General features: G+C 37.8%; 9 protein-coding genes, 1 pseudogene and 1 CRISPR repeat array. Of the genes and pseudogenes, 6 read left to right on the top strand and 4 right to left on the bottom strand.

Features of this window, described 5'->3' with window-relative positions:
• Positions 1–26: 26 nt before the first annotated feature.
• A pseudogene (locus HX005_RS09955) lies at positions 27–637 on the bottom strand (IS1 family transposase); the annotation flags it as partial.
• A 660-nt stretch (positions 638–1,297) separates the two neighbouring features.
• Between HX005_RS09955 and HX005_RS09950 the strand changes: the two are divergent.
• Positions 1,298–2,002: an SDR family NAD(P)-dependent oxidoreductase gene (locus HX005_RS09950; protein ID WP_286377230.1), complete on the top strand. Its 705-nt coding sequence runs from the start codon at positions 1,298–1,300 to the stop codon at positions 2,000–2,002.
• Between the two features lie 183 nt (positions 2,003–2,185).
• On the opposite strand, the gene HX005_RS09945 is transcribed toward HX005_RS09950, so the two are convergent.
• The 3 genes from HX005_RS09945 to lipA form a co-directional block, all read right to left on the bottom strand.
• Positions 2,186–2,773, bottom strand: coding sequence for an Lcl C-terminal domain-containing protein (locus tag HX005_RS09945; protein ID WP_107007940.1), 588 nt, complete (start codon positions 2,771–2,773; stop codon positions 2,186–2,188).
• 146 nt (positions 2,774–2,919) lie between these two features.
• Positions 2,920–4,023: a helix-turn-helix domain-containing protein gene (locus HX005_RS09940; protein ID WP_286377229.1), complete on the bottom strand. Its 1,104-nt coding sequence runs from the start codon at positions 4,021–4,023 to the stop codon at positions 2,920–2,922.
• A gap of 215 nt (positions 4,024–4,238) precedes the next feature.
• Positions 4,239–5,219, bottom strand: a complete 981-nt coding sequence (lipA, locus tag HX005_RS09935; protein WP_286377228.1) for a lipoyl synthase — start codon at positions 5,217–5,219, stop codon at positions 4,239–4,241.
• A 361-nt stretch (positions 5,220–5,580) separates the two neighbouring features.
• Here lipA and HX005_RS09930 point away from each other — a divergent pair, with 361 nt between their 5' ends.
• Genes HX005_RS09930 through HX005_RS09910 form a run of 5 tightly spaced genes read left to right on the top strand, consistent with a single transcriptional unit; the run spans position 5,581 to position 11,322 of the window.
• Positions 5,581–6,543, top strand: coding sequence for a thiamine pyrophosphate-dependent dehydrogenase E1 component subunit alpha (locus tag HX005_RS09930; protein WP_107007932.1), 963 nt, complete (start codon positions 5,581–5,583; stop codon positions 6,541–6,543).
• A gap of 15 nt (positions 6,544–6,558) precedes the next feature.
• Positions 6,559–7,578 (top strand): alpha-ketoacid dehydrogenase subunit beta, encoded by a 1,020-nt coding sequence (locus tag HX005_RS09925; RefSeq protein WP_286377227.1) that lies wholly within the window; start codon positions 6,559–6,561, stop codon positions 7,576–7,578.
• A gap of 1 nt (position 7,579) precedes the next feature.
• Complete coding sequence (locus HX005_RS09920) at positions 7,580–9,115, top strand: dihydrolipoamide acetyltransferase family protein (protein WP_286377226.1); 1,536 nt, start codon at positions 7,580–7,582, stop codon at positions 9,113–9,115.
• 9 nt (positions 9,116–9,124) lie between these two features.
• On the top strand, positions 9,125–10,525 hold the full coding sequence (lpdA, locus tag HX005_RS09915; protein ID WP_286377225.1) for a dihydrolipoyl dehydrogenase: 1,401 nt from the start codon (positions 9,125–9,127) through the stop codon (positions 10,523–10,525).
• A gap of 11 nt (positions 10,526–10,536) precedes the next feature.
• On the top strand, positions 10,537–11,322 hold the full coding sequence (locus HX005_RS09910; protein WP_286377224.1) for an acetoin reductase: 786 nt from the start codon (positions 10,537–10,539) through the stop codon (positions 11,320–11,322).
• A gap of 304 nt (positions 11,323–11,626) precedes the next feature.
• Positions 11,627–12,255: a CRISPR direct-repeat array (repeat unit 28 nt; unit sequence GTTCACTGCCATATAGGCAGCTTAGAAA).
• Positions 12,256–12,303: the final 48 nt, after the last annotated feature.

Raw genomic sequence — 12,303 nt, 5'->3', positions numbered from 1 at the left:
GTGGTGTTTCAAAAAGTATGCTGCCATTACACGAATCCATTGTTGATATAAAAGAACATTAAATCAAAGGCTTTGAAATGATTATTCAGCTTTTTTGAGAAGTTACAACTCCTCCTAAACCCTCGCCTAATCCGATGGCGTAAGCGGTAATTATTGACCTCAATACCCACAGTGAAAAACTTATCTATCAACTTACATTTTTTTTAAAGGTCGTAACAAAGCGATCCCAATTATCACTTGATATATAGGTATAGCTTACACCTAGCTGCTTTAATTTTAATTTAAGTCGTTTTACTGTGGTTAAATCTCGTTTACCCCATACATAAGCAACGATTTCACCTGTTTCTCGATGATGGGCGTAAATCAACCATTGTTTATTTTGCTTATTACCAACAAAAATCCAAAAATAATCTATTTCAAGGATTTCATAATGAGTTTGCCGTGCTTGAAGTTGATATTTTGATTGGCTGAGCATACGTAAAACCTTACCCATACTCACTCTTTCAACTTCGGCAATATCTCTGACACCACTGCCTCGCACTATCAGACGTAGTATTTTACTTTTGATACCAGAGTGACAACCTTGATCACTCAATGCATGATCATCGATAAATTGGCGTTTGCATATTTTGCATTTCCTTCTCGTATCAAATTCTTACCAGTCTTTCTTTCAGCATACTTTTGGGAACACCACCAATTTTATGGTTATAAAATATAGGCTGTCTTTGCGAAAATAAACAATGATTAAAAAATTTATGACATTTTTATCAATAAAATAATTTAAAAAAGTGAAGCAAGTTGCTACACATTTGAGTGTTTTTGATTTTTATATAGGGTTGTTTTATAAATTTAAATTGTCTATTAATGATCTATTAATTGTATTAAATAGTTGTAGTTTTAGAAAATATCAAATGTTAGAATACATCAATAGATAGAGAGGGATTTTACCCAATATTTTTATATTCTTTAATAGTTTAATAAAATCAACTGGATAAAATAAAGTCTTAAAACTTGAGTTATTTGTAAGTGTTAACTTATTGTTATATCTTTTATTTTCTCTATATTATAGTTCACTGCCATATAGGCAATTTAGAGAAACTAAATCAAAAATTTTAATATGCTCGTTTGCTTTTACAGATAGCAAATAAATCATAAATAATATGAAAATGTTTATGACTTTAAAAGTAGTTCAACTAAATTTCCTCATAAAATGTGGATAAAAAATATATTAATTATTACGATAAAATTCCAATATGTTATATAACTAAATCTTTATTTTAACTATTTAGGAACCATTATGGTTGATACAAAATTGCAATCTACAGTATTAATTTTAGGTGCTTCTCGAGGAATTGGTTTAGGGCTGGTTAAGCAATATCTTGAACGAGGTTGGCAAGTGATTGCAACAGAACGTACTCTTGCACCAGATACAAATTTAGCACTTTTGAAAAAAAATTTTGAAGCGCAATTAAGTATTTATCAACTTGATATTAACCAATCTGATGATCTAAAAAAATTATCTGAAAAATTAGATGATATTTCATTGGATATTTTATTGGTAAATGCAGGAGTAAGTGATGATCCTCAACAAACCGTTGGGCAAATTAGTACAGATGAGTTCACCCATTTAATGTTAACTAATGCTTTAAGTCCTTTACGTGCTATTGAAACTTTAGCACATTTAGTTAAAAAACAAGGCAGTATTGCAGTGATGTCATCTGCTTTAGGTAGTGTTTCTTTAAACACGGAAGGTGGCTTTGAGGTATATCGAGCAAGTAAAGCTGCATTAAATATGTTATTGCGTAGCTATGCAACTCGTGCAGGAAGTCAGCATAGTATTTTTGCATTAATGCCAGGATGGGTTCAAACAGATATGGGGGGAAGTAATGCACCTCTAAGTGTGCAAGAGAGTACAAGTGGATTGGTTAATACAATTGAGCAACATGCAGGGCAAGCAGGAATCTATTTTGTAGACTATCAAAATCAGCCAATTGCTTGGTAAATTTTGAATCATTTCATTAAAAATAAAGTTGAATCAAAATCATGATTTAAAGCGTTTAGGGCTTTAAACTCAACCCAGTTATATTTTTTTGGTCATTTCTAGAGTTAGCTAAAGTGCTAATTCTAGAAATTTTCTAGTTGGATCTGCCTTTTTAAATATTCCCTTAGTCGTGTTTTTTATCAATTATCGCTCGCGTACTGCACGCGCAAGACCCTGATAATCAGTATAATTAATTGTACGTGCAACAAAGCCAGATCCGAATGCTACATGCCATGCTTTATATTGATAACCGATGGGTTGCCATGAAAAAGAATTTGACCAATATTCGCCATTAGGTGGTGTATTAGGAAAAATATGCGTATCTAAAGTTGGCGCAGTTGAGTGAACAGTACAGTTTTTTGGTACTTTGCCTCCTTTTGGTATTTTTGTCATTTCGAGTTCATGATCTTGACCAAAATTTCTGCGCTCTCGTTCAGGTAAATTAATATCTCCTATTTTTCTCCAGCCCTGACTGCATTTACGAATAGTGACCAATTCTTTAATTTGAGGTAAACGCCAATTGGTTTTACCTGCAAAGCCACCCGCAGCATTGAGTTTTTTAATCGCATTTTCAGCGTCTTTAGAATCATGAAATATAAGTGGATCACCTGTACATGTAGAACCTGACCATGATTGCCCAATCGAACAGCGCATCCAAATTAATTTTGTGACAGGATCACGCCATTGTCCCGCAGCCATAAGTTGTTGATCTGTTTCTGCAAAACCCTGCATTGGAAGTGCTGAAAATACTGTCAATATACTGAAATATTTGAAAAGTTTGTTTTTTATTAAATAAAATACTTGTTGGGTCAAAGCATCCACCATTTTTCTCATTCAATTTTATACATTTCCATTTTGAGTTGTTAATGTATTTTATGTTAGGCATGAAGAAGTTTTAAACAAAGATTTCGATGTGGACTATCGCTTGGCAGCAATTCTAATAAGCGTTGAGCAGCATCAATTCTTTCTGGAATTTTACTCATTATACGCAGTAATTGGTTAATATCTTGCATTTGATAAATTAAATGACTTAAACGCGCATCAAAACAATCACGCCATGTGCTCAGAAATGGGCTTTCGGATTTACTTAAAAAACTACCTTTATATAGTGAAAATGTACTGGCAAGAAATCCTGCATCTAAAGATTGCTCTGCGCGTATAAAATCAGTTTGAATTTCACAAGTCAACTTATAAGGTCGAGACAAAATACAATTGGGCAATAATGTTCTCAGTTGAGACATTTCTGCTTTTAAGGTTTTTTCACTGACATTACGATCACCGTATAAAATATAATGTAGTTCATTCAAAGCAATGCCTTGAGGATGAAGTGCTAAAATACATAAAATTTCAATTTGACGATGTGTAAGCGGTAAAATATGTTGATTAAATTGGACTTGTGGTGTGCCTAGTGCTTTAATATATAAGAAATTATTTTTTTCAATTTGAATGGCGCGTTTGACAAGTTCAGCACAGCGTTCTACAGCTAAAAGCCCTAAAGATGTATGTTTTTTATATTTGGTTGATAAGTTAATTACGCCATGAAATTCACCTGAAACAGAATCTAAAATAGGTGCTGCATAACATACCCAATCTTGTACGCTTTGCATTTGATTTTCATGTGAATAAACACAACTGGATACCTGATTGTTTAATGCTAGACCAATGGCATTTGTTCCCACAGCTTGAGTTGACCAATGTCCGCCTTCAACAAAATGTGCTTGTTCTGCTGATGATAACATTGGCTGACTACTCCATGTCCAGAGTAGTGTACCTTGATGGTCTGTTATTCCGATTGCCATGCCAGAATCTTCAGCAATTTTAAGTAAATCATGCTGATTATGTTGAATAGAACGACAAAATAGAGAAGGTTGATCACTCTGGTTGAGTGTAAGTAAGGGCGCTGCACTGACGGGATTAAGGTTGGTAAAATGTGTCGTTTGTAAAGGTTGCTGTGCATGTTGTATTTTGTTCGATAGATTCATATCATATTCCTTCATGATCGAGCTATATCAATTTAACACTCTGTATTTTTTATATTTATAAGAGTGTTATGTCCTGTTGTTACATCATTAACAGCATAGATTTTGAGCTGATCAATGATGTTAATTCGCTTATAAACATATCATTATTTTATTCTCAAATGGTAAAAAATTGTGATAAGAAATAGATTAAATGATAAAGCTTTTACAATATTCATTTAAAAACTTTCACGTGAAAATGGTCGTGGTACAGCTTCACCACGATATTGACGGTCAGCAAAGTAACTTGAACGAACCATAGGTGCACTCCAAATATTTTTAAAGCCCAATAATTGCCCATGCGTCTGATAATGTTCAAACTCGTTGAGTGATACAAAACGATGAATGGGTGCATGTGACTTAGAAGGCTGTAAATATTGTCCAATTGTCACATAATCGATTTGATGATCACTTAAGTCGTTGAGTAACACAATCACCTCAGCTTCAAGCTCACCGAGTCCAACCATTAAGCCGCATTTGGTCGCAATATCAGGTCGAAGCTGTTTAAATTTTCTGAGTAAGTCTAATGAATGCTGATAATCTGATCCTGGACGCATCGCGCGATACAGGCGTGGAACTGTTTCAATATTATGGTTAAACACGTCAGGTGGAGTTTCGCTTAAAATTTCTAAGGCAATGTCTAATCTGCCGCGAAAATCAGGCACTAAAATTTCAATGAGTGTCTCTGGACTGGTTTTACGGATTTCAGTAATACAATCTGCAAAATGTTGTGCGCCACCATCTTTCAAATCATCACGATCAACTGAAGTGATGACGACATATTTTAAATTGAGGTTTTTCACCGTTTCTGCCAAATGTTTTGGTTCATTGATATCTAAGGCACTTGGGCGACCATGTGCAACATCACAGAAAGGGCATCTGCGTGTACAAATGTCGCCCATAATCATAAACGTAGCTGTGCCACCACCAAAGCATTGTGGCAGGTTAGGACAAGCAGCTTCTTCACAGACAGTATGTAGTTTTTGCTGGCGCAATAAATCTTGAATACGCCGAATTTCATCAGGATGACTGATTTTAGTGCGAATCCACTCAGGTTTTTTAGGAATATGTTCTGTGGCAATAATTTTGACAGGAATACGTGCCATTTTATCTGCACCACGTAATTTTTGACCTGTTATGACTGAACGTTTTAAATCCATTTTAAATAGTCCATTAATTAAAATAATTAAATATAGAATGATATTTTATAATCTGTGTCAATTATATTTAAACTATTTTATTTATAAATAAATCGACACAAAATATTAATATTATAAAATAAAGGTTGGTTAAAGGTTTGTTTTGTTAAGATGATGAAAATTAAAAATTATTTAAAATATTTTTTGCTTTTTAAATGACTGTTTTTTAAATTTTTTTGAATAATTTATTTTTAAAATATTTTTAGTCTAATATTATTTTTAATGAAAATAATTTTATATTTATATACGGGTTTTTAAATACCATGATTTAAATTTAAAAATGATTTTTTAATTTTAAAAGTAGAAATTAAGGATAACAGATATGCAATTAACGGAAGAACAATTGCTCGCGGCATACAGAAGGATGCGAGATATTCGTGAGTTTGAAGACCGACTTCACGATGAAAATAATACAGGTGATATCCCGGGATTTATTCATCTTTACAGTGGTGAAGAGGCAGTTGCTGTAGGTATTTGTGAAAACCTGACGGACAAAGATTTTATCACTTCAACACATCGTGGACATGGGCATTGTATTGCCAAAGGTTGTGATATTCACGGCATGATGCTGGAAATTTTTGGTAAAGATGATGGGCTTTGTCGAGGTAAAGGCGGTTCGATGCATATTGCCGATTTGGACAAAGGCATGTTGGGTGCGAATGGGATTGTTGGTGGTGGTCCACCATTGGCAATAGGCGCTGCGTTGACAGCCAAAACCTTAAAAACAGGCGGCATAGGCTTGTCATTTACAGGTGATGGTGGTTCGAACCAAGGTTTGACCTTTGAAGCCATGAATATGGCAGTAGTACTCAAACTCCCTGTAATTTTTGTTTTTGAAAATAACGGTTTTGGTGAAGGTACAGCGCATGATTATGCCGTTGGCAGCAAAGATATTGCAGGACGTGCAGCCGCATTTGGTATGCCTGCAGAAAAAGTCGATGGGACTGATTTCTTTGCTGTGTATGACGTGGCGCAAAAAGCCATTCAACGTGCCCGCAATGGTGAAGGTCCAAGTGTGATCGAAACCATTACCAACCGTTTCTATGGTCACTTTGAGGGTGATCCAGGGTTGATTCGTTCAAAAGAAGAACTCGATTATGTCAAAGCGCATAAGGATCCTTTGAAAATTTTCCGTGAAAAAGTCAAAGGCAAAATTGATGAAGCCAAACTCGATGCAATAGATGCAGAAGCGAAAGCCAAAGTTGATGATGCAGTTGCCAAAGCACGTGCTGCTGATTATCCAGAAGTCTCCCAATTGACAACTGATGTTTATGTCTCTTACTAAAGGAATAGTAAAGCAATGCCAAATAAAAGTTATCGAAACGCAATTAAAGAAGCGATTGAATTAGAAATGCGCCGCGATCCTAGTGTGATCGTGGTCGGTGAAGATGTTCGTGGTGGTCATGGTGGTAAAAATACCGATGACAATAAACTCGAAGGTTTTGGTGGTGTACTTGGGGTAACCAAAGGACTTTGGACAGAGTTCGGTTCTGAGCGTGTGATTGATACCCCAATTACCGAATCTGCAATTATTGGGATGGCAGCAGGTGCAGCAGCTACAGGTTTACGTCCAGTCGCAGACTTGATGTTTATGGATTTCTACGGTGTGTGTCATGACATGTTGTATAACCAAGCTGCAAAATTTCGCTATATGTTTGGTGGAAAAGCCAAAGCGCCTATGGTCGTTCGTGGGATGATTGGTGCAGGTTTTTCTGCTGCGGCGCAACATTCTCAATCACCTTATAACGTCTTTGCCGCTGTACCGGGGCTAAAAGTTGTTGTGCCATCAAGTGCTTATGATGTGAAAGGTTTACTCATTCAAGCTATTCGTGATGACGATCCAGTAGTGTTCTGTGAACATAAACTTTTATATGACATTAAAGATGAAGTACCTGATGGTTCATATACCATTCCATTTGGTGTTGCAAATTACACACGTCAAGGCACAGATGTCACAATCATTGCGCTTAGTTTAATGGTACACCGTGCCAATGAAGTTGCAGATAAACTGGCAAAAGAAGGCATTTCGGTTGAAGTGGTCGATCCTCGCACTATTTCACCACTTGATGAAGACGGGATTTTGGAGTCAGTGGCTTCAACAGGTCGTGTGGTGATTGTCGATGAGTCTGCGGCTCGCTGTGGTTTTGGACACGATGTCGCGGCATTGATTGCGCAAAAAGGCTTTTATTATCTAAAAGCTCCTATCGAATTGGTGACACCACCACATTCACCTGTGCCATTTTCACCTGTATTGGAAAAAGAATGGTTACCAAGTGTAGAACGTATCGAACAGGCTGTACGTAAAACGTTGGAGGCTTAGGATGAGCGAAATTAAAACCTTAGAAATCCCAAAATGGGGTTTGTCAATGGAAGAAGGTACCATCGCCCAATGGTTAATTGAAGAAGGTACGACTTTTAGCAAGGGTGATGAGATTTGTGAAATTGAAACCACAAAAATCGTCAATGTACTTGAAGCGCCATTCGACAGTACATTACGTAAGATTATTGCCAAAGCAGGTGATACTTTAATCGTTGGTGGCATTATTGCCATTTGTGCAGATAGCCAAGTGTCTGATACAGAAATCGAGGCGTTTGCACAATCTTTAGGTGGTTCAACAGCCTCAGTAAGTGAAACAAAATCTGTAGACGTTGTGACTGAAAAAGCGGCAGTCACAGCAGTTGAAACTAAAGTTCAGGCTGTGCCTGTACAAAATAGTGTGCCAAAAGCAACTAAACCTGTTGCGCAAGGTGGCTATTCAGTACCTACTACCTTGCAAGGTTATCAGCAAGTCGATGATATTTTCGCTACACCACATGCTTTGAAATTGGCTGAAAAACATAATGTTAATTTGGCACAGATCACAGGTTCTGGACGTGAAGGTCGGATTAGTGTCAAAGATATTCAGCTTGCTGTACGCACAGCAGGTGGGGCATGGGCAGATATTCGTCATCAGGCAGGTACGAAAGCTGCAAAATCTACCGCAGATGATAGTCATGTTCTGGCAACGCCTGTTGCACGTCGTTTGGCGCAACAGTGGGGTATTAACTTGCATGACTGCCGAGCTTCAGGTTCACGTGGTCGAGTATCGAAAGAAGATGTTGAAGCGGTTTATCAACGTGAAAACCCAACCATTGTGGAAACTGTAGGTTGTTCTGCATCAGCAATGCCTCAAGTGACAGCGATTCCAATGAATGGGATGCGTAAAGCCATTGCCTCACGCTTACAAGCTGCAAAACGTAATGCACCACATTTTCGCTTAACAGTCGATTTAAATGTCGATGCAGTTCAAGCTTTGCGTCAGCAAATTAATGCAACAGTCCCACAAGTTAAACTGTCAATAAATGACATGTTGATTAAAGCTGCTGCGGCAGCATTGATCAAAGTACCACAGGTCAATGTACAGTTTGATGAGGAAAATCAGCAAATATTACAGTTCGATCAGGCGGATATTTCTGTTGCTGTCGCCATTGATAATGGTTTGATTACGCCCATCATTAAAGCGGCGAATACTAAATCTCTGGCGCAGATTTCAAATGATATGCGTGATCTATCAACACGTGCTAAGACAGGCAAACTTGCACCTGACGAGTTTCAGGGTGGTAGTTTTAGTATCTCAAACTTAGGGATGCTCGGCATTAAACAATTTGATGCGATCATTAACCCCCCACAAGGTGCAATTTTAGCATTGGGCGCAGCAGAAAAACGTGCAGTGGTTGAGGGGGATGCAATTGTCGTTCGTCAAATTGTCACAGCAACATTGTCATGTGACCATCGAGTGATTGATGGTGCATTGGGTGCAAAGTTCTTAGCAGCCTTTAAGCAGTTTGTTGAAAATCCTGCATTGATTTTGGTGTAGGAGAATAAAATGTCAGATACGCAATTTGATGTCATCGTCATTGGTGCGGGTCCGGGTGGGTATGTGGCTGCGATTCGCGCAGCCCAACTGGGCTTAAAAACAGCCATTGTTGAAGAAAAACATTTAGGTGGTATTTGTTTAAATTGGGGCTGTATTCCGACCAAAGCCTTGTTGAGTGGTGCAGCGATTGCTCAGCAACTTAAACATTCACAGCAATTTGGTTTTAATGTGACAGCCGTCGATTTTGATATCAAACAATTGGTGCAACATAGTCGTCAGGTGTCCAGTCAATTGGTTCAAGGCATTGGACAATTACTGAAAAAAAATCAAGTTACGGTTTTTACTGCTAGAGCGCAATTTATTGCCAAAGAACAACTTGAATTAACCGATGCTGATGGGAAAAAACAACAGATTTCAGCGCCACATATTATTGTGGCAACAGGCGCAAAAGCGGCAAATTTACCTCAAGTTCCTGTCGATGGTCAGTATGTTTGGAGCTACAAAGAAGCCTTAGTACCTGAAGAATTACCAAAATCTCTTTTGGTCATTGGCTCTGGTGCAATTGGCAGTGAATTTGCCAGTTTGTATCAAGACTTGGGTTGCGAGGTCACGCTCGTTGATATTGCCAAGCAAATTTTACCAAGTGAAGATGCAGAAGTAGCAAAGTATGTGCAAAAGCAGTTTGAACAGCAGGGTATGCAAGTTTTAACTGCATCAGCCGTTCAGAAAGTTGAAATAGCCAATGGGCAAGTTCAATGTCATGTTGAAACATCATCCGAAGTTAAAGTCATTACAGTGGATAAAGTCCTTTCTGCAATTGGTGTAAAACCCAATTCACAACATCTTGGTTTAGAAACTTTAGGCATTGAGTTTGAAAATGGTTTTATCAAAGTGGATCCATACTGCAAAACCAATGTAGTGGGTGTTTATGCCATTGGTGATGTTGCAGGCGCACCATGTTTGGCACATAAGGCGAGTCATGAAGCCATTTTATGTGTAGAAAAAATTGCAGGTGTTGCCAATGTGCATACTTTAGATCGCACACAGATACCTGCTTGTATTTTTACTCATCCACAAGTGGCGAGTATTGGCTTGACTGAACAAAAAGCTAAAGCTGCGGGATTAAACATTAATGTGGGTAAATTCCCATTACAAGCCAACGGTAAAGCTTTGGCTCTGGGCGATGCAGCAGGTTTTGTGAAAACTATTTTCAATCAAGAAACTGGCGAGTTACTCGGCGCACATATGGTGGGTCATGAAGTGACTGAACATATTCAAGGCTTTGCGATCGCGAAATATCTTGAAGCGACAGATGAAAGCTTAGCGCAGGTGATTTTCCCACATCCAACTTTGTCTGAAGCGATGCACGAATCTATTTTAGCGTCATTACAAAGAGTGATTCATATCTAAGGAGTAGAGCTATGCCAAGAGGATTACAGAATAAAGTTGCATTGATTACGGGTGCAGGACAGGGCATTGGTCGAGGGATTGCACTTCGATTAGCGCAAGAAGGTGTACATATTGCCTTGGTGGATTTGAATCAAGACAAATTAGATGCAGTTAAAAATGAAGTTGAAGCATTTGGTGTTAAAGCAACAACTTATATTGCAGATATTTCTGATTTAACTCAGATCAGCAATGCAATTGATGATGCAGAAGCAACGCTGAATGGTTTTGATATCATGATCAATAATGCAGGTATTGCCCAAGTAAAAGCTTTAGCTGAAGTGACTCCAGATGAGTTTCGTAAAATTACCGATATAAATATTGGTGGTGTGCTTTGGGGCATACAAGCTGCGGCAAATAAGTTCAAACAACGTCAACATGCTGGAAAAATCATTAATGCCTGCTCAATTGCAGGACATGAAGGTTTTGCTTTATTGGGTGTCTATTCTGCAACAAAGTTTGCTGTTCGGGCTTTAACTCAAGCTGCTGCAAAAGAGTATGCCAGTGCTGCTATTACGGTAAATAGTTATTGTCCGGGTGTGGTTGGCACAGATATGTGGGTTGAAATAGACCAACGTTTTTCTGAAATCACGGGTGCACCAGTCGGTGAAACTTATAAAAAATATGTTGAGGGGATTGCTTTGGGGCGTGCTGAAACCCCTGATGATGTTGCATCCTTAGTCGCTTTTTTAGCAAGTGAAGATGCCAATTACATGACAGGTCAGTCTATTTTGACGGATGGTGGAATGGTTTACCGTTAATATCAAATAGGGAATAACTCGATGAAAGCTGCTCGTTTTTATGAAAATGAAAGGTGTGAGTTGGCTGTATGCGATGTGGTAGATATTTTGATTTATTATTTAAAATAATACAGTGATGTATGGTTTTTAAGAGAATAGGTTGTTAAATTAAGCTATTGGGTAAGAGAAGATTTTACCCAATATTTTTTGACTCTTTAACACTTTAATAAAATCAATAAGTTATAGGTATGGCTTAAAACTTGGGTATTTTGATATTTTAGGTTTTAACTTACTGTTATATCTTTACTTTTTATGATATTGTCCCGTTCACTGCCATATAGGCAGCTTAGAAATCAGAATTAGCGCCATTGCCCGAAGTGCATGTGTTCACTGCCATATAGGCAGCTTAGAAAATCGGCAACTAATTCAAGTCCTGTCTCAATACGTTCACTGCCATATAGGCAGCTTAGAAAAAAGTCATGACTGTTTTATCTGCATCCAAAATGTTCACTGCCATATAGGCAGCTTAGAAATTTTGGTGTATCAAGTTTAGACCAAAGAACAAGTTCACTGCCATATAGGCAGCTTAGAAACCGCAGCGATTGTGGCAGGGGCTTCAATAATGTGTTCACTGCCATATAGGCAGCTTAGAAATATAGCCCTCTACCCCAATGACGCGCCTGAATGTTCACTGCCATATAGGCAGCTTAGAAATGAAAAACTCATTGAGTTACAGCCAATAGTACGTTCACTGCCATATAGGCAGCTTAGAAATATAGGGCATTATTAAACGATAAGAAAACAACGTTCACTGCCATATAGGCAGCTTAGAAATTCAAAAGTACAATCATCTTTAAATATTACATGTTCACTGCCATATAGGCAGCTTAGAAAAAACCGCACCGCATGTTTTCCCTGTACCTGTTGTTCACTGCCATATAGGCAGCTTAGAAACACTAACCCAAGCGGAAGGGTTTTGCATTGCAAGTTCACTGCCATATA

This window comes from Acinetobacter sp. R933-2 (genome assembly GCF_030325485.1).
GTDB lineage: Bacteria > Pseudomonadota > Gammaproteobacteria > Pseudomonadales > Moraxellaceae > Acinetobacter > Acinetobacter sichuanensis.
This window is presented reverse-complemented; position numbering and strand designations above follow the sequence as displayed.

Coding starts and splice junctions, on each gene's coding strand:
- HX005_RS09950 (WP_286377230.1), top strand. CDS start 1,298: ATGGTTGATACAAAATTGCAATCTACAGTATTAATTTTAGGTGCTTCT.
- HX005_RS09945 (WP_107007940.1), bottom strand. CDS start 2,773: ATGCAGGGTTTTGCAGAAACAGATCAACAACTTATGGCTGCGGGACAA.
- HX005_RS09940 (WP_286377229.1), bottom strand. CDS start 4,023: ATGAATCTATCGAACAAAATACAACATGCACAGCAACCTTTACAAACG.
- lipA (WP_286377228.1), bottom strand. CDS start 5,219: ATGGATTTAAAACGTTCAGTCATAACAGGTCAAAAATTACGTGGTGCA.
- HX005_RS09930 (WP_107007932.1), top strand. CDS start 5,581: ATGCAATTAACGGAAGAACAATTGCTCGCGGCATACAGAAGGATGCGA.
- HX005_RS09925 (WP_286377227.1), top strand. CDS start 6,559: ATGCCAAATAAAAGTTATCGAAACGCAATTAAAGAAGCGATTGAATTA.
- HX005_RS09920 (WP_286377226.1), top strand. CDS start 7,580: ATGAGCGAAATTAAAACCTTAGAAATCCCAAAATGGGGTTTGTCAATG.
- lpdA (WP_286377225.1), top strand. CDS start 9,125: ATGTCAGATACGCAATTTGATGTCATCGTCATTGGTGCGGGTCCGGGT.
- HX005_RS09910 (WP_286377224.1), top strand. CDS start 10,537: ATGCCAAGAGGATTACAGAATAAAGTTGCATTGATTACGGGTGCAGGA.